This window comes from Oleiphilus sp. HI0066, from assembly GCF_001635725.1.
Genome location: NZ_LWFH01001866.1, coordinates 1 through 20,821, shown reverse-complemented (window position 1 = coordinate 20,821; position 20,821 = coordinate 1). Strand labels below are relative to the sequence as shown.

Here is a 20,821-nt window from a genome sequence, read left to right as displayed (position 1 = left end):
GGAACACCCCCGATAGGAATATATTCTAATACATGCGACACAGCTGATGCTGACAAGGTCACCGCCCAGCTGAGGTCCGAATCAATTCCAGTATTAATGAAATTACTATCACCTCCAAAATTGATCAGCACCAAACTTCATCCAAGCAACATATTGTTTCTAGCTGCCAAGGGAGATCACATTATCCCCCATACCGAAATTCAGAAAAGCGCAGATCAACTCGGCGCGGATATAAAAATATACGAAGGCCTAAGCCACACCTATCAGGCTGAAAGCTGCTGGCCGGACATCGCTGACGATATTCTGCAGTGGTTACATCAATCAAACATGAAAGACTACCAAGCGAGCGCGGCGTGAGCGCTAAGCTGTCTTTCAACCTCGTCATGGCCTACTTATACAGCGGTCTATTATTTCTCTAAAAAACCAGTAGGGTTTGATTGGAATCCTGAGCACCGCTTTTGTTTCACGTATTCGCGGTCACGTGCTCACGATGCAAATCAAGCCTGCTTTGTTTCTAGCTTTACAACTTCTGCCTTTTCTTCTTCAAGCAAACTTTCGGCATCAACTCCCTTAAATAGTTTTGCCACCTTCTCTTTGTTTTTAGACAGCAAAACAGACAGATCTTCCAGTAAGCCATCATCAATATCTACACCCTTAGCTTGTATAAAAGTAGCAAGGTTGTCTGCTACATCTAGCATCTTGTCGTAGCGATCTGCTTCTCTTTTGTCTGTCGTCACTAGCTTTTCAACCCCTTTATGTTCAACCACATAACGCGTAATGATCGCCATGATTTGCTCCTATTTTTAATTCGTGTGAATACACTATCACAAATACTGTATATACAAACAGTATAATTATTAAATTTTATCATTCAAACAAAGAAACCTTTTAAACCGATCCATTGAACCTCAATGTATAAAAGCAGAGTGGATAGCGTAATAAGGAGCATCGAATGCCAAATTCAAACAATAAACGAATGGGTATCAACGAAATGTCGGCAATCACAACCATGATCGCCAATGGTGAGCTAGAGAAACTGAGGCTAGCCTTGCTCGACAAAACACTCAAAGAGCTGGAGCTAGACTATTTGCTTGACTTAGCTCAGCTCAAAAATAATCCAGAGATCACCAAGCTCTTAAAGCAACATGCGGATACTAGCTTTAGATTCTAAGGCTGGGTTCGTGGGGCTGCCGGCAGACTAAATGGTAGCCATCTCGATCGAGGAAGAGTTATACAATTGCAGAGCTAAGTTATTGGCTAGATACCATGCAATACTTCATTTGTTAACGCGATCTTGATTCATTACCGCGTAACAAAAAACGTTGAAAATACCGCATGACTTCATACTTGTTATGTCATTGGCCTATATTTCATTTCTAGATTCAACTAAAAATAAGGGAGCATCACGATTTGAAGCGCGTGCCTTTGGTTTATCATCCGAAGTACAGTTACCCTTTCGACAGCAAACATCGTTTTGTCATGTCTAAGTTTGAGCGCTTGTACGATTATTGTTGCAATGCAGGGCTTGTAGCATCTAACGAACATCAACCATCCGCGGCGCGAATTGATGAACTTACTTTATGCCACGCTTCTCGCTATCTCAATGATTTGACTCATAACACACTAGACCCCAAGGCTTTGCGTCGTATAGGCCTACCGTGGAGTGAAGCTCTCATAGAGCGGACGCTCATCTCCCCAAACGGTACTCTGTACGCTGCCGAATTAGCCATAGAGTTTGGCGTAGGCGTGCATTTGGCGGGTGGAACACACCATGCGCATTATGACTTTGGCTCTGGGTACTGTTTGCTTAACGATCTCGCGTTTGTGAGTCGCACTTTAGTTGCTCGAGGGCAAGTTCAACGTGTCTTGATCTTCGATTGCGATGTGCATCAGGGCGATGGTACCGCAGCCATACTGCAGGAAGATGAGCAGATATTTTGTTGTTCCGTGCATTGTGAAAAGAATTTTCCATTCCGCAAGCAGGAAAGCGATTTGGATGTCGGCCTCTCCGTTGGGATGCGTGACATGGAGTACCTCCATATCGTTGAGCAAACGCTCGTGCGGTTGCTCGAACACTTTCAACCCGACATTGTTTTATACGATGCAGGCGTTGATGTATGGAAAGGCGATGCGTTGGGGAACCTTAATATTTCGCTGGAAGGGATTCGCGCACGAGACGACTTAGTGCTTGAGCATTGTCTAGATCGAGCGATTCCAGTTGCTACAGTGATTGGTGGTGGCTACGACCGTGATCATGACGCGTTAGCTAGGCGACACGGCATTATTGTTCATGCGGCACAAGACGCCTTTGCACGCTTTGCATAGCACGCTTTCTCTGACATAGTTCTTTAAAAAATTTGCAGCAGCATATTCTCTTAGAAATAGGTCGTTATTTCTCAACTCTAAAAAAAATGTCGGTTCCAATCATAGTAGGTTTGGCAGATGGATGCCGACTAACGCCTGATGCACATAAGAACCAAAAAACCAGACACCCGTCAAAACGAACAAACCCCGGTATAAAAACCGGGGTTTGTCAGCGATCTGAAAGGAGGTGTTCGCACCTCCTTCGACTACTTATTGCCCCGTAAAGTTAGAAGCTAAGTACTTTCCGTTGATGGTATAGAAAATATAAAGCGTCTGATTTGCTGGGTCAGCAATCGCATCATTCTTAAATGAAACAACCCATTCAGGACCATGTCCAAACGATTTTTCTTCGACAGAGCTAGCCGTAACCTCCGCCCAAGAAGCATCGATCTTCCCTCTATTAACGAGCTTTTGAACATGTGCCGATGCTTTATCAACAGCTTGTTCGCTTGTTATTGGGTCATGTTGATGATCATGAGAATGATCATGCCCCGGCCCAGCTAAAGCAAACTGGCTGAATATGAGTACCGCACCAAGCAGTAATGTTCTAATAAAGTTAATCATAATGTCTCTCTTTAAAACTTTGTTGTTCAGTCAATTGAATCGTGATGAGTTTTAGCTGGGACTTTCATCGAACTAGCATCCATTTCCTCATGGGCATGTAAATGATTATCTGCGCTGAAACCAAAATCATCAGGATGCTGCTCGTGCGAATATCCATGCAATTGCTGCAACAGAAGTAATATCCCTAAAGACATTAGAAATACATTTGCCGCATTAATAAAGTTAGTGAATGATTTTGTCCTACGCCACCCTGCAAGGAGAGCCACCATCACAGCGAGTACCGCTATTTGTCCAAGCTCTACACCAAGATTGAACGAAAGAATTTTAAGCACTAAGCCTTCTTCTGCGAGAGGCAGCATTTGCAAGCGCGTCGACAATCCAAAGCCATGAATCAAGCCGAATACAAATACCATGATCAGCAGATTAGGCGAAGCCACATTCAAATACTTCTTAAATCCTCCAAGATTATCGAAGGCTTTGTAGATGACGGTTAGCGCGATTACAGCATCAATCAAATAATAATTTGCCTGAACATGATACAGCGTCGCAAATAGCAACGTGATTGAATGACCAATAGTAAAAGCAGTTACAAACTTAACAATATCGTTAAATTTGGTAAGAAAGAAAACAACGCCGAAGAGGAAGAGTAAATGGTCGTACCCAGTGACCATATGGCTGGCACCCAGCTCCACGAAATCCCAGTTTGTGGCCTCAAGTGCCTTTGCCTTATCCGCCTCAGACATACCATGGCCAAAGACGAAACTACATAAAAAATACATACCAATAGCGACAGGCCACCGGTATTTTCTCAATACAGATAACATTGTGTACCTCAATAATAAATCTTAGCTTTCGCTAATAAAAAAATGATTTAAACCTAAGAGAACAACTATATTGGAGGCGCCCTAGCCTGAGATGAAAAATAGAATCGGAAGATAACGGGAACAGGAGCATCGCCTCGATAATCTTCAACGACAATCGTCTGTTCACGGTAAACATAATCGGAGCTTAGATAAGCTTGGGAGTCATGATCATTCAGCTTCTTCCCATTCTTTACGGTCCAGTCTTGGCAAAGCTCAACTACCTCACTAGTATGAGGTGCGATTTCAGCCGCAAATGCATCAACATGATGAGAAGAAATACTGTTCGTATGTATTAACTGAGAATGGGTGTGGTCATGACCATCATGATCATGATTCGAACCCAAATGGATATGCGCCGAAGCCGATTGCATTGATAAGAAAGCAATCGCTAAGAAAAGTTGCCAAATTTTGCTCTTCAAAATATCGCGCACGGGATTCCGATTATGAAAAATTTTGCAAAATTATATGTATGCCAGTGCGGGAATACTACCCACAAAATATGATTAATTATTAAAAAGCGCAGTTTAAAAAACACTGGACTATAAACGAAAAAACCGACCCTAAGGTCGGTTTTCTAATGCAAGGTCAAGAATTTATTAGAACTCTGCTTCAGCAAGATCCATCAAGGTAGCTTTACCTGCTTCGACATCTGCCGCTAGCTGATCCATCTCAGGAAGATACAGGCGATAGAAGTGGTTTGCTGCTTTCACTTTTCCTTCTAAGAAGTCTTCAGAGAAGCGCGATTTCGTACCGTCGTCTTGAGTTTGCTTAGCCATCTTGGCCCACATTACAGCCAAACTAGTTAAAGCAAACATGCGTAGGAGCGGTGTTGCTGCTGCGCCCGCTTCTTCTGGATCGCTCATCACTGTTTTCACCAATCCCATCAAGGTTTGGGTCAACTTCGCGATGAACTGCTCAGCTTGCTTCTTATGCTCTGGCAATGCATCAGCGATCAAGTCATTCATTGCTGCGATATAAGTGCGAGGTAAACGACCGCCGCGCATCGTCAGCTTACGTCCGATCAAATCAAGCGCTTGAATACCATTTGTGCCTTCGTAGATACGTGCAATGCGTCCATCACGTAATAACTGCTCTACTGGCCAATCTTGGGTGTAACCGTTACCACCCATAGACTGAAGTGCCGCATCTGCGCTGAAGTAGCCTTCGTCAGTCAAGAATGACTTCACGATTGGCGTCATGATCTGGAATAAATCATCTGCTTTTTCGCGATCCGCTTCTTCTGGAGCTGCATGTGCTAAGTCTTGCTGATAAGCAGCCCAATACGCCATTGCACGGCCAGCTTCAATCAACACCTTTTGCTTAAGCAGCATACGACGTACATCTGGGTGAACAATAATTGGATCTGCTGGACCATCTGGGTTTCTAGGGCCAGTCAATGAACGGCTCTGCAAGCGGTCTTTCGCGAAAGCCAAAGATACTTGGTAACCGGTTTCAGCTAAACCAAGACCCTGCATACCTACCATGATGCGCGCAGCGTTCATCATCGTAAACATGCACTTCAAACCTTCATTCTCTTTACCAACAAGCCAGCCTTTCGCACCCTCAAAGTTCATGACACAAGTCGCTGATCCTTTTATCCCCATTTTGTGTTCTAGGCCGCCACAGAACGCAGGGTTACGTGAACCATCTTCAAGGAATTTCGGAACCAAGAACAATGAGATGCCCTTACTTCCTGCAGGCGCATCCGGAAGCTTTGCCAACACCAAGTGAATGATGTTATCAGTCATATCGTGATCGCCGCCTGTAATCCAAACCTTGTTACCGGTGATCGACACACTACCGTCCGCTTGCGGCTCAGCTTTAGTTTTGATTAGACCAAGATCTGTACCACAATGTGGTTCTGTCAGACACATCGTGCCAGTCCACTCGCCCGCAATAAGCTTCGGCAAATAGTAAGACTGCTGGTGTTCGTTACCGTGCAATGTTAGAGCGTCAATAGAGCCGTGAGACAAACCTGGATACATACCAAACGATAAGTTGGTAGAGCAGCACATTTCATCAACTACTACTTTCAAGAAGTGTGGCAAACCTTGTCCACCATGCTCAACGGGTGAAGCGAGACCGCTCCAACCACCTTCTTGGTACGTTTTGTATGCTTCTTTAAAACCAGAAGGTGTTTTTACTGTTTTCGCTTCTGGGTCGTAGACACACCCTTCCCTGTCACCTGATGCATTGATCGGTTGAAGTACGTTTTCTGCCAATTTTGCAGCTTCTTCAAGTACAGCACGCTGCATGTCTTCTGTCGCGTCGGCAAATTGCTCGATGTTTGCGATGTTGCTGGCTTTAAGAACTTCAAAAAGAACGAAGTTTATGTTGTCCATTGGCGCTTTATAATGATTCACGATCTACCTCTTCACGTATTGAGTTTTCGTTTATTTCCGTGGGTCGTGCTGCTATACGCGCTCAAACGTACTTTGGGTTTCTCGTAGTGAAAAAAAGTCCGTTGAAAAACAACGGAAAAAACGAAGTGACAAATGACAATACACAGGTATTGAGATATATCTTCATTTGTCTGATGTTCGGATTGAAAGGCTTAGTTAAGCATTGGAGAAATTTTGAGGTGATCTTTTATTTTTTCTTCCGCTTCAATGAACAATTTGTCTAAGGGTGTAATCGCGGAGGACGCTAGATCAAAGAAAGTCTCGGAAGTCACAGATTTCAAATCGTTGTTTAACAACATCGATTCAACGAATGATAACAACTGCTCAACATGCAATTGAGCGTCGTTTAAAAATAAGCTCGCCCATTTTTTGTTGCCCATAAGACTCGTCTTCTTAGTAAATGAAGACTCAAGCGCTGCAACCCGATGTTTCACTTTATCAACGAGAAATTTGAGCTGAATTCTCTCAATGACTGAGCTTTCGCCAGCACTTACAACGCCCATGCCAATGGCTCGCGTTTGGCCGATCGCTTCAATGGTCTCAAGCAGTTCCTTCCAGATCACATCAAGGCCTGAATCTCGCCCTAACCGAAGCATAGGACCATAATTCTCTGCTTGGTTTTCAATCAGATAAAGTAGATTAGTAATCAGCCTACTATGTTGGTCGATATTATTTGCCACGGTTTGACGTTGCCAGCCTGTCGCTAAACGCTCCCAGTGCGATTTAATGCTCGTATATAGCATATCGCTCTCAAGCTCATTACTTGCAGCATCAAGCGCTTTCCATTTTTCATCAATACTCGCCCTTTTATTCCCAATGGACCGTTCTAACTGCGCATCACCATGCAAAAAGCCTGTGGTAAGACCCCGATGTTGTTGTATCAAAATAAGGAGTTCTTTAAGCGACATAACAATTTCTAAGCTTTTCAGAATATTGCGTTGTTGTGACTGTCGACGCTTAGGCAGAAACACCAAGAAATACGCTAATGCAACAATGCCTGTAACACACATAAATACCAGAACTTCCATGTCTTATACCTCTGCTAGTTGAGCTGAATGTCCACGAGAACGCTCTGCTTTTTCAGCGAGGTACTCGGCAATTTTTACCGTTTCACCTGCGATTAAGGTGTTGTTATTTGCGCGTTCTAACAAGGATTCCATGTTTTCGGAGATTTCAAAGGTCGCAACACTTTGCTGACCTGATGCTTGTGCGATCACCAGCATGTTATGCGCTATTTCATCCACCATTTTATCAATCAATACAAGCGAGCTTTCTAGCGAATCGATACTCTTCGCATTGTCTTCTGCGGCATCAATTACTTTGCGAGACATTCGGGTAACATCGGCCATTCTTGTGTGCACATCATGAATACTTTGTGTGATTTGATTGGCAGATTCTCTTGATCGAATTGAAAGGTTACGCACCTCGTCAGCGACAACAGAGAAGCCACGACCGTGCTCGCCCGCTCTAGCCGCTTCAATCGCAGCGTTTAAAGACAACAAGTTGGTCTGATCGGAAATATCTACAATGATTTGAGACATCGTAGCCACATGTTCGGTTAACGCAAAAAGCTCAGCCACCAACGATTCGCTTTGCTGAGACAGCGATACCATATGACTTATCTTGGTCGTCGCGCCCTGCGCTTGCTGAATGCCATTACTTGTTTGCGCCCGAGACTTTTCTATTTCCTCATGGGCATTTTTAATTTGTAACGCGACATCATTAACGCTCTGGCTGAGTTCAGTGACGGCAGCCGCTGAAGACGTAATCGCGCCCTTTTGACTTGAAGCATTGCTCGACACCGACAATGCACTTGCTGTGAGCTCTCGAGACATATGAATGAACTCAGCTGACGATTCATCCATAGACTGATCTGCTCTCGCATAACTAAGAAAGTAGTTTCTCAACACACTTAAATGCTTATCAGCTAAGAGTGATTCGATCGGCAAATCGCGATAATTTGAATCCGTGTTTTCAAGATGCTGAGCTAATGATTCGAAGGTGCGAATAGATCGTGTGTGATACATGAGTAAAAGACACGGTAGCGTACCTAGGAGCGCAATAATTAGCAGATTCCAGCTTAAGCCAGACACTAAGTAACTAAATCCAATAGCAAATATAATCGCAGTAAAAATCAAAACGAGATGGGAACTCAAACTAGAAGTATTCACTTTCGGGCAGGTCCTTTTCCTTGGCTTAACCGACAACAAAGTAATAAAAATCACTATGTAGTCGCAAAGAATATGCCGCCAAAAATAAAATATAATTTACATTATTAAGATATTATAACTAATTGTTTTATATAACCTTATTAAAGATAAAGATTAACTAATATAGAACAAAGACTTATGCATCTGCACTAAGCTTAAGCAGATCAAAGAAAGACCGCCCAAGTTGGGTGCGTTTTTTATAAATGTATTAAAAAAAATAAGACTTTAAATCAGCGAGTATAATGATGCTTGATGCTTACCACTCAATACTTTTGCCCTGCCAATCCACAAATGACAGAGTCTTATCGATTGCTTGAGATTGCATAACGTCGATGAGGCGCTCAGCTGAGTAGTCCTGACTGAATAGTTTGCCTTCGGGCACATTGGCTTGGAAAGGTTTAGAGAGACCTGTGTCAGTTGTACCAGGGTGATAGGCAATCAACTTTACATTAGGATAACGCCGTGCATATTCTGTTGAAGCGGTTTTCAACATCATATTCAAGGCTGCTTTTGATGACCGATAGCTGTACCACCCACCTAAGCGATTGTCGCCAATACTGCCAACACGGGCCGACAAAACCAAAACTCGTGTATCGAGTTTTAGCGCAAACAGTGGCGAAAATGCTTGTAGCCAGAGCATCGGCATCAGAGTATTCGTCTCGAGCACTGTTAAGGCAGACTGCATATCTAAGGCTTCAATACGCTTTTCTGGTTGAACCTTTATTGACCCGGTTTCGGTATGCAATAAGCCTGTTGCGATAATGATATCAACATCGAGTGACGCTACTCGTTTCGCTTGCATGAGCACTTCGGTCACCACATTGGCCATCGAAGGTTTAGAAGAGTCTGCTTCTAAGATAGTAAGTTTGGAATTCTCTGAGAATGAAAGAGCGGCGTTTGATCGGGAAACAGCTATCACTGATACATAGTTTGCATCGGCACAACAATGCTCAACGCATGCCCCACCAATTCCGCCCGACGCACCAATTACTACTGCTATACGTTTCATGCCTTGTCCTCTTTTGAGGTTCGAATGTCGCACTGGCCTGTCGCGCAGCGGCTTCGCCCGGTTAGCATCCAAGACAATCGATAACGATTTCGCGCAAACCAAAGGTAGGCTCGATCAGCAAACCAACGAATCACTGGCCAACGTAAGGCCTGAACCCAAGGCTTTCTATCGACCGTCTTCCACGCCGCTGCCGTCACATCTAGACCCAAGATAATTTGATTGTCGATCTTGCCGTGTAAAATCGTCATAGCTGCCGTTGGGTCTATATCAGGATGTGAAGAAAATGCCTCGCTATGGATGTCGACAAGATTAAGTTTCGCTTTCTCATCATAGGCACGCAAAGCGTTCATCTCCTTAGCACAGAGTGGACAAGTTCCATCATAAAAGACAGTGAGCATGGCATTTCCTTTAACTAACAACTTTCATTATGCGCTAGTTATACGGCTATATGACGCGGTAAGATCTTATCAAGAAATATCGTAACCTTGTCGTGGAAAGTGGACATGCAAAGTACCAAATTCTTGCGTCTCGCGTGCAAGAATAATGCGATCCTCCGACACCATTACAAGCTTGCCAGCAACAGGTACGCAACCATAGTCACTCGGAGCCACATTCACCATTTGACCAAGCTCAAATTCGTTATCGCTTGCTTCCGCTGGCAACGCACGTGGTGTTGAGCTTTTCGCGATAGAGAATGCGTCGTTTTGCGTAATCTCCTGTCGTGTTCCTTCACCCAACTGCGTAACCGCCGTGTACCAACGTATTGTATTTGGTCCTGCTTTTAACTCAGAGCGGGATGCGCTCAAGTGCAACCAAATCGGATGATACACCGCAAAATCTGCAACCGAAGCTGACTCTCCGTTGATCCACTCATTAGAAGCAAGATGCTCTTCTAACTTTGAAAGCAGGCCCGCAATATACCCTTTTGCCCTCTCGTGCGAAGGTGGCTTGGTGGTTCCGCCTTTCATCATACCCGTACGATCTTTTACAAACTTGTATGTGCCCGTAAACCCAAATTCTTTAATCATTGTGCCGATCAGTTTAATCGGTGGTACAGCTGCAACCGCAGAAAAAAACACAGGGCCTTCCGCTTCGACCATTAATGCTTTAGCCGCATCACTCATATTTTCGGGTGATAAATCTGCATTACCAGTTAGGCAAGAAACTTCCTGAGCAATTAAGCCGGTATCGCAGATAAGATCCGCACCAATTTGCGCTACAGGAATACGTCGGTACCCGCCCGTTAATGGGTCTAGATTTGGGCGCGGAGGAATAGGTAGAGAGAGAAGCGATTGCCAAGAGGTATTCATCAAGCCAAACATTAGACGTATTTTTTCTGCATACGGGGACTTGTCATAGTGATGTAAAATAATCGACTCGGTCATTTAATTTCTTCCTTAAGGTCGCACATAGATGATGGTTATTTTTCGATTTATTTGATTACGTGTAACTCACGAGGGAATAGACTAACCTCGTAGAGGATTTTGGCATAGCCTTAATTTGCCAGACCGGCCTATATTAAAACGTAAGATCCTGCCTCATAGATTTGAAAGTACTCAGTGAAAATCGGTAAACGCTTAAGTGCGATAAAACAGCATGCACGGCTGCATCACTATGACCATATATGGGATTGCTGCTGCGATCATGGTTTGTTAGGTATGTCTATAATAGACAGCAGTATTCAGGTGCATTTTGTAGATATCGTTCCAGATATTATCGAATCACTTCAAAACACATTAGAAAAACACTTCCCTATTAACGACAGGTCCGACAGGCATTGGACAACCCATTGTACCGACACGAAGCAGTTGCCACTCAAAAACTATGCAGATCAACGCCATCTTGTAGTGATTGCAGGCGTTGGAGGTGATCTAACTACAGAGCTGGTTGAACAACTAACACAAGCAAACAAAGGCCTATCGATCGACTTTCTTCTTTGCCCTGTGCGCCACTTGCTCGAGCTAAGAACGCGCTTGGCAGAACTCGAATTTAAGATGGTGAAAGAGTCGCTTGTTGAAGAGAATCGGCGTATTTATGAAGTGATGCTCATCAGCCAATCTGGACGCCATACCAGTGATTATCCAGCAATCAGTCATATCGGAGAGCAGATATGGCACTATGATTCAGAAGAAGAAAAACGGATCGCACTGAGGTACGCAAACCAAACGATCAAATACTATGAGAACAAGAATAAAAGCGCTCAAGCAGATGAACCGCTTAAGCACTTTAAACAGATCAAAACACGTTTGTGTTCGTAACTAGGACACTACTCCCATGCAGGAAATGGGTCTTCTAGCTCTGCCCAAAAGTCTTTGCCTTTTAACAGGTCATCTTCTGACAATAAGCAAGCATCTAAGGCATCAGTCATGGCCTGCTTATCTAAGCCTTGTCCGATGAACACGAGCTCTTGGCGCATATCACCAAATGGTTCTTCCCACATTTTTTCGATAGAAGCTAAATACTCTTCATCTTGCGGCCAGTTTTCTTTTGGCACAGCTTTCCAGAACATGCCCGCAAAACCATAACGCGCCATTCCGCCTGCTTGACTCCACTGTCCTGCAAACTGAGGTCGGGTCGCCAACCAGAAGAAACCTTTGGAACGAATTAAGTTTCCATACTGTTGAGTGTGGTGCAGAAAGTCGAAAAATTTCTTTGGATGAAAGGGTCTTCGAGCTTCATAGCTAAAACTACTAATGCCGTATTCTTCTGTCTCTGGAACATGCTCGCCGCGCATTTCTTTCAACCAACCGGGCGCCTGCTGTGCGCGCTCGAAGTCGAACAAGTTGGTATCAAGCACTTCGTTAATATCGACGTTGCCATGTGCGATCGGAATAATTTTCGCCTCGGTATTCAGGGACTTAAGAATCGCCCTTAAACGCTCCATATCCGTTTCTTCTACCAAATCCGTTTTGCTAATCAATAGCACGTCGGCAAATTCGATTTGATCAATCAACAAATCGGTTACGCTGCGCTCATCTTCTTCGCCAAGATGTTCGCCCGTTTCTTGTAAGGATCTTGCTTCGTCATAATCATTTAAGAAGTTCAGCGCATCCACAACCGTTACCATGGTATCCAGCTTTGCAACATCAGACAGTGAAACGCCATCTTCATCGGCAAAAGTGAAGGTCTCTGCAACGGGTAGCGGTTCTGAAATACCCGTTGATTCGATCACCAGATAATCAAAGCGCCCTTCTTTCGCTAGGTTATTCACTTCAACAAGAAGGTCTTCGCGCAAGGTACAACAGATACAGCCATTGCTCATTTCGACCAGTTTTTCTTCTTGATGACTTAGACTCACCTCATTTTGCACCATCGATGCATCGATGTTGATTTCACTCATATCATTCACGATCACCGCGACACGCTTGCCCTCGCGATTGTTCAGTATATGACTTAAAACAGTGGTTTTTCCTGCACCTAGAAAACCAGACAGGACGGTTACGGGTAATCGATTCATCAGTATCTCATTGCTTAATTAACGGTCGTACAGATATGTTACAACATATCATTTATTTCAAAAAGAAGATGTGAATACAAAAAAAATTGATAATCAGACATAAAAAAAGGCCCAGAAGGGCCTTTTTCAAACTAACGGTTAAGCACCGCAACACTTTTTAAATTTCTTACTACTTCCACAAATGCATGGCTCATTTCGGCCGATCTTTGGCGCACTTCGAGTCACTGGGGTTTCTGGCCCACAACAACTAGAATTGCTGCAGCAGCTATCCTGCTCCTCAGCATTCGACACAGTGTTTGTTGAATTCGTCATAAATACTATTACCTGAGGCTAATACTCTATTCTGGGAAACGCGACGAATGATGCTCGATTATCTTCCAATTTTCACCATCCCAGTGATAAACAAAAGTAAATCGTGCACTTACGAGAGTCTCTTCTTCAAACTCGAAAGTATAAACACCAGAATTAATGGCAATTTCTCCGAATCGACGCGAATCAGCTTCTACAATTCTACCTTGAGGCCTTAGCTTGAGAAACTGCGAAAAGTAATCTTTTATCTCTTGAGGACTCCTACAAACTTGATTTGACAACGTAGGCAACAAAATAGCGCTTTGGGAATATAGAGCAACCACTCTTTCTGCATCTTGAGTCTTTAGTGCAGCATTCCACTCATTAAAGAGAGCATCTGTATCTAGGCTTTTCATACTTACCTTCCTTAAGCTTTAAATCATGAATTAGTCTGCAGCGCTGTTTTCGCTTGCGAAAACCATACAAGTACTTGATTAAGATATCTTTCACCATACAAGTCTAAGAATTGCTTTGTCTTAAAGTCTCGTATGTCCTGCAAAGCAGTGATTCTCTCTTCAATAAACTCTATAGACAGCGGGATGCCGCACTCCACCGTAATGCAATGCTCCCATTCTTCGTAATTTCTTGGGATCACATCTTCCATCATTCTCTATTTCCTCGTTTTTCTTGGGGCGCTTTTCATTCGCTAAATTTATAATCGATCGCTACAGCATTGTGTGCATGCAAGCTTTCTTGATGTTCAACCTTGAACCAATAATCCACCACGCCATTCATATGCTCTAAGCTGTCTTTTAAGCGTCTCGCTGCGTCCTCACAAAACATCAAGTTATCTGCATTAAGTTTGGCAAATGCCTGCTCGTCTTGACGTTTGACCGCCGTTTGAACAGGCGTACCAATCGCTTTTTCAACATCAAAAATTAGCTCATCAAACTCGAACCATTCATTGGGAGCTAAGATCAATTTAATGTACGCGTAAGAACGCTGACTATGTGGTGTTGCTACCGAACCTGCCTCTTGAAGTATCCATTGAAGGATCTGATCTTTTGGAATCGACTCTTCACCAAAGCGCTGATCAAACGCTTCGCTATAAAGCTGTCTAGACAATGATGCGGAACAGGGACAAGTACTCGAATAAGGCACTTCCACATCCACCTGTGTGCTAAATTCGTTGTCACGCAAAACTGACTCAATACGAATCGGGTAACGCTGAAACCCTTGTTCACCGCTCAGCATTGCTGGCTTGTTAAGCACTAAATCAAATGACAAAGCAAGTTTCGCATTCTTACTAATACCTTCCTGAGATCGCTGCATTTGCGACAACAATGCCTGAAGCGTTTCTAGCGTGAGCGCTTGATTACCTAAATCGCGATTTAAGGCTAAGTGCAAGCGCGACATATGGATACCTTTTGCCTCAGCCGCATCAAGACTGACATATAAGTCGGCACTGGCACTCACCTGAAGCAAAGCGCCCTGCGCTCTCACAAACAAAGGTATTGCTATCGCTTCCATCCCTACCCATCGTAATGTCGCGGCGCGCTCTACTTTTGCATTCGACGCAACATCAGGTAACTGCTTTTGGGAACTCATAAATCTCCTAATTTGGACGATTAAATATCAAGGCTGAAGCCGTGTGGGTATCAATCACTTGATCGCTATCAAACACAAGATTTCCATTGACCCAAGTTGACTGAATTCGTGATGAGAATGTTGTCCCATCAAATGGTGTCCACTCACAACGGTACAACACATTGTCATGACTAACTGGCGTAACTTGGTTAGGAGACACCAGCACTAGATCCGCAAAATAGCCTTCTCGGATAAAACCTCTTTCTTGCACACCATATCGAATGGCAGGATTATGCGCAGCTTTTTGCACGACCTGTTCAATTGATAAACGATCGTTTCTAACATGCTCAATTAAACTCAGCAGTGCATGCTGAACCAATGGCAGGCCCGCAGGCGCTTGCATATAAGGTACGTTTTTTTCATCAAAGGTATGCGGCGCATGATCGGTTGCAATAATATCAATCACATCATCACGCAAAGCCCGCAATATGGCGTTTCGATCACTAGCCTTCTTAATTGCTGGATTACACTTTATTAGGTTACCTTTCTGAGCATAATCCTCTTCGCTAAACCAAAGATGATGAACGCAAGCCTCGGCAGTAATGTGTTTCGTTTCGACTGGGCCTGACGCAAAGAGACTAAGCTCTTTCTCTGTTGTGATATGCAAAACATTTAACTGCGAGCCAAACTTCTTCGCCAATCCAACGGCATAAGATGAAGAGGCATAACAGGCTTCATCATCTCTAATAATTGGATGGTCATGAATCGTAATTTCACGCCCCAAATCTTCGATTCTCTTTAGGTTTCGATCCATGACAGGCCCTCTTTCGCAATGCGTGGCAATAAGCACGGGGCATTCACGAAAAATAGCATCTAATGCATTTTGATCCTCAACAAGTAAGCTACCTGTCGATGCCCCCATAAACACCTTAACGCCACAGGTGGTCTTGGGGTCTACACGTTTAATTTGCTCTAAGTTGTCTTCGGTCGCACCTAGGTAAAAGGAGTAATTAGCGAGCGAGTTTCTCATTGCAATATCATGCTTGTCTTGCAAGGCCTCTATGGTCGTAGTGGCCGGGCTAACATTCGGCATTTCCATATAGCTTGTAATACCGCCCGCCACAGCGGCTCGTGATTCAGTTTTAATACTTCCCTTATGCGTTAAACCCGGCTCACGAAAATGAACTTGATCATCGATCATTCCCGGCAAAAGCCAGAAGCCATGCGCATCAATGACTTTGTCATTATTCGAAGCAGTCAGGTTGCTTGAAATGGCCGCTATGCGATCATCTTTAATACGCACATCAAGCTCTTCAGCTTTCCCTTCATTTACCACCAAGGCATTCTTAATGAGTGTTGTGGTCATGATTGATAACCATCTCCTATTACATGTACAACTTGCGATTCTTGATCGGCTTTTAAGTAAAAACAGTTGGGTCTGAGAGTGTGACAAGCAGGCCCAACTTGCTCAGCAATACATAAAATGCTGTCGCCATCGCAGTCAAAATACATTTCACACAGTGCTTGGGTATGTCCGCTCGACTCCCCTTTTACCCAAAATGATTGTCGACTGCGCGACCAGTATGTGACCTTCCGCGTCTCAAGCGTTTTTTCAATCGCCTCTTTGTTCATCCAGGCCATCATCAATACATTTTTTGTTGATGCATCTTGAGTGATCACCGGTACTAAACCGTCTTCGTTGAAAGCTAGATTCTCTAGCACAGCCTTCAGTTCAACTTTATCGCCATCTCTTTTGTGCTCTAGGCTTCCAAAGAATTTTTGATACATAAACGTCTAATCATCTCTTAATTCTATAATTCAAACTCAAAAACGTTATGATATAACATATCATTTAGTTCTCAATAAAAAAGGCTCACTGAGCCGTTAAATCGTACCGATAGATATCGATCTAGAACAATGGATGAGCCGCCTGCACAACCGTTGCAGCTTGATACAGCTCCCAACCTAGAACAGCGAGTACAATGCCCCCAAAAATACGAACATAATGTGCAAACCGTGAGTGAGAATGCGTTTCTGCTAATCCAGACTCACCGATAAATCGTTCGATCCATCCTCTAGCATATACTGCGATAACAGCGAGAATACTCACAGACAAACCTGTTCCTAAACCCATCATTAAAGTAGCGGTGACACCGTAACCGTACACACCGACTAAGTGCGCATAAATAAGCACTAAAATTGCCCCCGAGCATGGCCTAAACCCCATCGATAAAATCAGTAAAAACGTTTGCCACGGAGTCTGTTTTGTTTCAGGAACGTAAGCATGATTGCAGCCACAAGATGAACCGTGATCATGAGAATGATGATTGTGAGAATGTTCATGCGAATGGTGCCCATGTGAGTGATCATGATGGTGAGTATGCGAGTGATCGAGATCATTATGGCTGACTTCATGCTCGTCGCTATGCCTTTCTGTCTCGCTAAACAAGCGACCAAAAGACCAGCTACCAAGAGGTTTAGTTTTCATAATGCGACGCAATCCCGTCAACACTAAAACTAAACCCAACATCATCACTAGCACATAGCCCACAAGTGATACTTTTTCGCCATACTGAGTCACTTCAGAGAACTTAAGCTCAAGGATTTGCGATAAAAGTGAAACAAGAACAATAGCAACCAAGGCCTGCATAAGCGCCGCAGTAAAGGAGATAAATATTCCACTTCGAATATTGTCTTTATTGGTTCCCAAATAAGTCACAATAACAGCCTTGCCATGCCCGGGACCGATAGCATGAAAAATACCGTAAGCAAAACTCACGATCACTAGCATCATTCCATAGGAAGAGGCATTCGTCGCGACAGCGGTGATATGCTCCGTTAACAGAGAATGGAAATACTTCTGCCAAGTAACACTGTGAAGAACAAACTCATCCCACAAGGTGAATAAAGATGCGATGAGAACCGCACAAAGTACTCCCGTCAAATACTTCCAGACCGAGAATCTACTTTGTGTAAGTCCTTTTATATTTTGATGATTCATAAAGATCTCACGAACAACTAACAATTTGGTTTGAAGAGACTCGATGATGGATATAGCTCCCCCACTCACCGAGCAAGATATGCTCATTGCATGTTAAGAGAATTGTGCCTTAACCGATAAAGTCGAGGGTCAACAACAAACGTTTTTCGTTTACTCCGACGTTTGGGGATCGATGAACTAAACCCGCGCCTTCGTTGCCAATCCACTTCTCTCCCTTAAGGAGCGCAACATCACCAACCGTCAAGGATCGAATATCTTGACGAGATGAGTAAATCCCAGACTCAGAATCTGAAAGGCCATTATTCCCTGCCCCAAGTTTTGAGCGATCAACATCGTCATGCTTAAGCCATTCAGTTGCGAGTCCCTGATAGGTAGTCACTAAACGACATGGCACTTTATCAGTATGAAAACGCGGGCACATAGCGCGATCTAATTTGGTCAAACGCAAACCAACGCGTGTTTGCTCAAACAAGCAGCAAAACATATCAACGACGTGTGAAAGATCATCGACCAATGGCGCTACATTTTCGTAGTGATCGAGTTTCAGATTTAAGCGATCTTTTACGTTCTCTGGCGTCACATCATCTTCAACACGAATGAATTCAGCCTGATCAAGCAGAGATGCAATTGAATCACGTAATCCTGATGAGAGATCTCGTTTCCAGACGGCGATATTAACGTCGTCTTTGTAGATATCTGCCAAAGTATGAATGTCATTTGATTCAGCTAATTTTCGCTGAATCTCGTCCACCATCGCTTCCATATAATTATGAAATTCCTTTACGTAGTTTCTTGGGAAGAAGACGATATCCAAGGTTCACAACAACAAACAAAATCGCACACACACTAATGATAGTGGGACCTGTTGGAGTATCGAAAACATAGGAACCATGCAAGCCAATTAAGCTTGCAGAAATCGCTAACACACCAGCGACAACAGCCATCATCTCGGGGGTAGAACTGAGTACTCGAGCTGTAGCAGCTGGAATAATAAGCATTGCGACAATCAGCAATACACCGACTGTTTTAATTGCGACTGCGACCACTATCGCAAGGCTAATAGTAAGAATGAGCTGCTCGTGTTTTGGTTTATACCCACTTGCTAGTGCTAAATCAGGATTAAGCGTAGATAGTAATAGTCCGTTCCAGCGCAGTGTCGCGAGCACTAATACCAGCGCAGCCCCACCCCAAATAATGAAGAGATCTGATTTACCGACAGCGAGAATGTCGCCAAACAAATAAGACATTAAGTCGATTCGCACACCGGACAGAAACGACACAGCAACCAAACCAATTGCCAGGGCTGAATGCGACATCACACCTAGTAAGGTATCCATGGCAATGCCACGCTCACTCAATGATGAAACGGTGATCGCCATGATCATACAAACGATTAAAACGCCCAGAAAAACTGGCGTAGAAAAACTAAGAGAAAGAGCGATACCTAGTACGGCTGAATGTGCGGTCGCATCACCAAAATAAGCCATACGACGCCACACAACAAAACACCCTAAAGGTGCTGCGGCTAGCGCAACACCAACACTCGCGAGAACTGCACGAACAAGAAAATCATCAAACATGGTGATGGCCTCCTTCACAGTTCTCATCATGGGTGTAGTGGTCATCATGATGAGCATGAGGTTTGTGCAAATACAACGCTTCGCTCTGATCCAAACCAAATAAATTGCGATATTCAGGCATGTCGGTAATTACTTCAGGGCGCCCTTGGCAGCAGATGTTTCCGTTTAGACAAATCACGCGATCAGTTTGGCGCATAACGATATGCAGTTCATGACTGATCATTAAAATACCGCAGCCAAGACTATCTTTTACATCAGCGATTTGACGATAAAAATCTGCAACACCAGCATGATCAAGGCCCTGTGTGGCCTCATCGAGAATGAGTAAATTTGGCTTGCCTAGCAGCGCTCTCGCTAATAATACGCGTTGGAATTGCCCGCCTGACAAGTCCATTAATTGCTGCTTACCGAGATTGGGAACACCTGCCATCTCGAGTGCTTCAACAAGACTCGCCTTACTGTGCTTTTTAGGTAGACTCATAAAACGCTCAACCGTCATCGGTAGCGTTTGATCAATGTGAAGCTTTTGCGGAACGTAACCAATACTTAAGTCAGGTGATCTATTAATCGTGCCCTCAAGATGCGGTACTGCACCAATTAACGCACGCAACAAAGTGGTTTTACCTGAGCCATTTGGACCAATAATACTTAGGATTTCCCCTGCCCCAACAGACATGGAGATATTACTGAGTACGGGCTTTGCGCCAAAAGACACTGAAAGCTGCTCGCACTCTATTAATTTTTTGCTCACGCATTACCTCAAAAAAACTGCCTAACGACCCACCAAAAAATACGAGTTGTTAAGCAAAGGACGAAGGAGCTATGATACAACATATCATTACGTTTTGAAGACTTATTTAAACTCCAATAAAACAGGCTCAAGGAAAAGATATGCTCAAGAAAAATCGCTTGGCGCTCATGACGTCATTACTTCCTCTTACAGCATTTGCTGACGCACCTAGCATTGCAGTAGATATTGCACCACTGCACTCAATTGTTAGTCAGGTTACCGCAGGTGTAACAGAGCCCAACCTTATCATTCCTGCAGAAGCATCGCCGCATTACTATAGCCTGAAGCCTTCCCAAGCTCGTTCACTCGCAAATGCTGATGTCGTGTTTTGGATGGGAGAAGAGTTAACACCTTGGCTTGAGAAATCGATGGATAACGTTGCCGAGTCTGCGAAGAAAGTCGAGATACTTGAGTTAGACGAAACCATCACATATGCCTTCCGCGAAGGTGCAACCTTTGAAGGCCATGATCATGGCGATCATGACGAACATGGGCATGACAAACATGACGACCATGGACGCGACGATCATGACGACCATGGACACGACGATCATGATGACCACGGACACGACAAGCATGACGACCACGGACACGACGATCATGATGACCACGGACACGACAAGCATGACGACCACGGACACGACGATCATGACGACCATGGACNCGACAAGCATGACGACCACGGACACGACAAGCATGACGACCA

General features: G+C 44.0%; 26 protein-coding genes. 5 read left to right on the top strand and 21 right to left on the bottom strand.

Translation table 11 applies throughout. The features are described from left to right. Positions 1-357 (top strand): hypothetical protein (locus A3738_RS28845; protein ID WP_231876794.1); only part of this gene is annotated, 357 nt, incomplete at its 5' end. A 140-nt stretch (positions 358-497) separates the two neighbouring features. Here A3738_RS28845 and A3738_RS28840 read toward each other — a convergent pair. Continuing rightward, the gene (locus tag A3738_RS28840; RefSeq protein WP_068476864.1) at positions 498-788 is read right to left on the bottom strand and encodes a YebG family protein; all 291 of its coding nucleotides are present in this window, start codon (positions 786-788) and stop codon (positions 498-500) included. A gap of 164 nt (positions 789-952) precedes the next feature. Here A3738_RS28840 and A3738_RS28835 point away from each other — a divergent pair, with 164 nt between their 5' ends. Both A3738_RS28835 and A3738_RS28830 read left to right on the top strand, forming a co-directional pair. Next, the gene (locus A3738_RS28835) at positions 953-1,171 is read left to right on the top strand and encodes a hypothetical protein (protein WP_068479915.1); all 219 of its coding nucleotides are present in this window, start codon (positions 953-955) and stop codon (positions 1,169-1,171) included. Positions 1,172-1,419: 248 nt separating this feature from the next. Next, the gene (locus tag A3738_RS28830; RefSeq protein ID WP_231876795.1) at positions 1,420-2,325 is read left to right on the top strand and encodes a histone deacetylase; all 906 of its coding nucleotides are present in this window, start codon (positions 1,420-1,422) and stop codon (positions 2,323-2,325) included. Between the two features lie 249 nt (positions 2,326-2,574). On the opposite strand, the gene A3738_RS28825 is transcribed toward A3738_RS28830, so the two are convergent. The 9 genes from A3738_RS28825 to A3738_RS28785 form a co-directional block, all read right to left on the bottom strand. Continuing rightward, the gene (locus A3738_RS28825; protein ID WP_068479912.1) at positions 2,575-2,928 is read right to left on the bottom strand and encodes a DUF6488 family protein; all 354 of its coding nucleotides are present in this window, start codon (positions 2,926-2,928) and stop codon (positions 2,575-2,577) included. A 26-nt stretch (positions 2,929-2,954) separates the two neighbouring features. Continuing rightward, complete coding sequence (locus A3738_RS28820) at positions 2,955-3,671, bottom strand: HupE/UreJ family protein (RefSeq protein ID WP_082868974.1); 717 nt, start codon at positions 3,669-3,671, stop codon at positions 2,955-2,957. 146 nt (positions 3,672-3,817) lie between these two features. Next, positions 3,818-4,210 carry a hypothetical protein gene (locus tag A3738_RS28815; RefSeq protein WP_197472188.1) on the bottom strand — a complete coding sequence of 131 codons (393 nt, stop codon included), beginning with the start codon at positions 4,208-4,210 and terminating at the stop codon, positions 3,818-3,820. Between the two features lie 177 nt (positions 4,211-4,387). Then, complete coding sequence (locus A3738_RS28810) at positions 4,388-6,154, bottom strand: acyl-CoA dehydrogenase family protein (RefSeq protein ID WP_197472187.1); 1,767 nt, start codon at positions 6,152-6,154, stop codon at positions 4,388-4,390. Between the two features lie 191 nt (positions 6,155-6,345). After that, on the bottom strand, positions 6,346-7,221 hold the full coding sequence (locus A3738_RS28805; protein WP_068479905.1) for a nitrate- and nitrite sensing domain-containing protein: 876 nt from the start codon (positions 7,219-7,221) through the stop codon (positions 6,346-6,348). A gap of 3 nt (positions 7,222-7,224) precedes the next feature. Then, on the bottom strand, positions 7,225-8,364 hold the full coding sequence (locus A3738_RS28800) for a methyl-accepting chemotaxis protein (protein WP_068501047.1): 1,140 nt from the start codon (positions 8,362-8,364) through the stop codon (positions 7,225-7,227). Between the two features lie 295 nt (positions 8,365-8,659). Continuing rightward, positions 8,660-9,412, bottom strand: coding sequence for an SDR family NAD(P)-dependent oxidoreductase (locus A3738_RS28795; protein WP_068473966.1), 753 nt, complete (start codon positions 9,410-9,412; stop codon positions 8,660-8,662). Continuing rightward, on the bottom strand, positions 9,409-9,810 hold the full coding sequence (locus A3738_RS28790) for a thiol-disulfide oxidoreductase DCC family protein (protein WP_068473968.1): 402 nt from the start codon (positions 9,808-9,810) through the stop codon (positions 9,409-9,411). Before A3738_RS28790 ends, A3738_RS28795 begins: the two co-directional genes overlap by 4 nt. 69 nt (positions 9,811-9,879) lie before the next feature. Further along, positions 9,880-10,797: a glutathione S-transferase family protein gene (locus A3738_RS28785; RefSeq protein WP_068473971.1), complete on the bottom strand. Its 918-nt coding sequence runs from the start codon at positions 10,795-10,797 to the stop codon at positions 9,880-9,882. Between the two features lie 174 nt (positions 10,798-10,971). Here A3738_RS28785 and A3738_RS28780 point away from each other — a divergent pair, with 174 nt between their 5' ends. Then, positions 10,972-11,670 carry a tRNA (adenine(22)-N(1))-methyltransferase TrmK gene (locus A3738_RS28780; RefSeq protein WP_082878329.1) on the top strand — a complete coding sequence of 233 codons (699 nt, stop codon included), beginning with the start codon at positions 10,972-10,974 and terminating at the stop codon, positions 11,668-11,670. An 8-nt stretch (positions 11,671-11,678) separates the two neighbouring features. Here the strand turns inward: A3738_RS28780 and zigA are convergent, their stop codons facing one another. The 11 genes from zigA to A3738_RS28730 all read right to left on the bottom strand — a co-directional run bounded on the left by zigA (position 11,679) and on the right by A3738_RS28730 (position 20,076). Next, positions 11,679-12,869, bottom strand: coding sequence for a zinc metallochaperone GTPase ZigA (gene zigA, locus A3738_RS28775; protein WP_068473975.1), 1,191 nt, complete (start codon positions 12,867-12,869; stop codon positions 11,679-11,681). Positions 12,870-13,007: 138 nt separating this feature from the next. Further along, on the bottom strand, positions 13,008-13,181 hold the full coding sequence (locus tag A3738_RS32795; RefSeq protein WP_082868849.1) for an SEC-C metal-binding domain-containing protein: 174 nt from the start codon (positions 13,179-13,181) through the stop codon (positions 13,008-13,010). A 26-nt stretch (positions 13,182-13,207) separates the two neighbouring features. Further along, a complete protein-coding gene (locus A3738_RS28770) occupies positions 13,208-13,573 on the bottom strand; it encodes an SgcJ/EcaC family oxidoreductase (protein WP_068473978.1) in 366 nt (121 codons plus the stop codon). 23 nt (positions 13,574-13,596) lie between these two features. Then, positions 13,597-13,824 carry a hypothetical protein gene (locus A3738_RS31740; protein ID WP_068473981.1) on the bottom strand — a complete coding sequence of 76 codons (228 nt, stop codon included), beginning with the start codon at positions 13,822-13,824 and terminating at the stop codon, positions 13,597-13,599. A 32-nt stretch (positions 13,825-13,856) separates the two neighbouring features. Then, positions 13,857-14,765, bottom strand: a complete 909-nt coding sequence (folE2, locus tag A3738_RS28760; RefSeq protein ID WP_068473984.1) for a GTP cyclohydrolase FolE2 — start codon at positions 14,763-14,765, stop codon at positions 13,857-13,859. A gap of 7 nt (positions 14,766-14,772) precedes the next feature. After that, the gene (locus A3738_RS28755; RefSeq protein WP_068473987.1) at positions 14,773-16,110 is read right to left on the bottom strand and encodes a dihydroorotase; all 1,338 of its coding nucleotides are present in this window, start codon (positions 16,108-16,110) and stop codon (positions 14,773-14,775) included. Next, positions 16,107-16,532, bottom strand: coding sequence for a phosphoribosyl-AMP cyclohydrolase (gene hisI, locus A3738_RS28750; protein ID WP_068473989.1), 426 nt, complete (start codon positions 16,530-16,532; stop codon positions 16,107-16,109). The genes A3738_RS28755 and hisI overlap by 4 nt, the downstream gene beginning before the upstream one ends. A 121-nt stretch (positions 16,533-16,653) precedes the next feature. Then, positions 16,654-17,745 (bottom strand): nickel/cobalt transporter, encoded by a 1,092-nt coding sequence (locus A3738_RS28745; protein WP_197471993.1) that lies wholly within the window; start codon positions 17,743-17,745, stop codon positions 16,654-16,656. Between the two features lie 109 nt (positions 17,746-17,854). After that, positions 17,855-18,508, bottom strand: coding sequence for a DUF1826 domain-containing protein (locus tag A3738_RS28740; RefSeq protein ID WP_068474499.1), 654 nt, complete (start codon positions 18,506-18,508; stop codon positions 17,855-17,857). 4 nt (positions 18,509-18,512) lie between these two features. Further along, on the bottom strand, positions 18,513-19,325 hold the full coding sequence (locus A3738_RS28735; protein ID WP_068474497.1) for a metal ABC transporter permease: 813 nt from the start codon (positions 19,323-19,325) through the stop codon (positions 18,513-18,515). After that, complete coding sequence (locus tag A3738_RS28730; protein WP_068474495.1) at positions 19,318-20,076, bottom strand: metal ABC transporter ATP-binding protein; 759 nt, start codon at positions 20,074-20,076, stop codon at positions 19,318-19,320. The genes A3738_RS28735 and A3738_RS28730 overlap by 8 nt, the downstream gene beginning before the upstream one ends. A 140-nt stretch (positions 20,077-20,216) precedes the next feature. On the opposite strand from A3738_RS28730, the gene A3738_RS28725 reads away from it, so the two are divergent. Then, positions 20,217-20,821 (top strand): metal ABC transporter solute-binding protein, Zn/Mn family (locus A3738_RS28725; protein WP_156504581.1); only part of this gene is annotated, 605 nt, incomplete at its 3' end.

What these genes read in the sequence shown, in the direction of transcription:
- A3738_RS28840 (WP_068476864.1), bottom strand. Translation starts at nt 788, where the DNA reads ATGGCGATCATTACGCGTTATGTGGTTGAACATAAAGGGGTTGAAAAG.
- A3738_RS28835 (WP_068479915.1), top strand. Translation starts at nt 953, where the DNA reads ATGCCAAATTCAAACAATAAACGAATGGGTATCAACGAAATGTCGGCA.
- A3738_RS28825 (WP_068479912.1), bottom strand. Translation starts at nt 2,928, where the DNA reads ATGATTAACTTTATTAGAACATTACTGCTTGGTGCGGTACTCATATTC.
- A3738_RS28820 (WP_082868974.1), bottom strand. Translation starts at nt 3,671, where the DNA reads ATGTCTGAGGCGGATAAGGCAAAGGCACTTGAGGCCACAAACTGGGAT.
- A3738_RS28805 (WP_068479905.1), bottom strand. Translation starts at nt 7,221, where the DNA reads ATGGAAGTTCTGGTATTTATGTGTGTTACAGGCATTGTTGCATTAGCG.
- A3738_RS28795 (WP_068473966.1), bottom strand. Translation starts at nt 9,412, where the DNA reads ATGAAACGTATAGCAGTAGTAATTGGTGCGTCGGGCGGAATTGGTGGG.
- A3738_RS28790 (WP_068473968.1), bottom strand. Translation starts at nt 9,810, where the DNA reads ATGCTCACTGTCTTTTATGATGGAACTTGTCCACTCTGTGCTAAGGAG.
- A3738_RS28785 (WP_068473971.1), bottom strand. Translation starts at nt 10,797, where the DNA reads ATGACCGAGTCGATTATTTTACATCACTATGACAAGTCCCCGTATGCA.
- zigA (WP_068473975.1), bottom strand. Translation starts at nt 12,869, where the DNA reads ATGAATCGATTACCCGTAACCGTCCTGTCTGGTTTTCTAGGTGCAGGA.
- A3738_RS32795 (WP_082868849.1), bottom strand. Translation starts at nt 13,181, where the DNA reads ATGACGAATTCAACAAACACTGTGTCGAATGCTGAGGAGCAGGATAGC.
- A3738_RS28770 (WP_068473978.1), bottom strand. Translation starts at nt 13,573, where the DNA reads ATGAAAAGCCTAGATACAGATGCTCTCTTTAATGAGTGGAATGCTGCA.
- A3738_RS31740 (WP_068473981.1), bottom strand. Translation starts at nt 13,824, where the DNA reads ATGATGGAAGATGTGATCCCAAGAAATTACGAAGAATGGGAGCATTGC.
- folE2 (WP_068473984.1), bottom strand. Translation starts at nt 14,765, where the DNA reads ATGAGTTCCCAAAAGCAGTTACCTGATGTTGCGTCGAATGCAAAAGTA.
- A3738_RS28755 (WP_068473987.1), bottom strand. Translation starts at nt 16,110, where the DNA reads ATGACCACAACACTCATTAAGAATGCCTTGGTGGTAAATGAAGGGAAA.
- hisI (WP_068473989.1), bottom strand. Translation starts at nt 16,532, where the DNA reads ATGTATCAAAAATTCTTTGGAAGCCTAGAGCACAAAAGAGATGGCGAT.
- A3738_RS28745 (WP_197471993.1), bottom strand. Translation starts at nt 17,745, where the DNA reads ATGAATCATCAAAATATAAAAGGACTTACACAAAGTAGATTCTCGGTC.
- A3738_RS28740 (WP_068474499.1), bottom strand. Translation starts at nt 18,508, where the DNA reads ATGGAAGCGATGGTGGACGAGATTCAGCGAAAATTAGCTGAATCAAAT.
- A3738_RS28735 (WP_068474497.1), bottom strand. Translation starts at nt 19,325, where the DNA reads ATGTTTGATGATTTTCTTGTTCGTGCAGTTCTCGCGAGTGTTGGTGTT.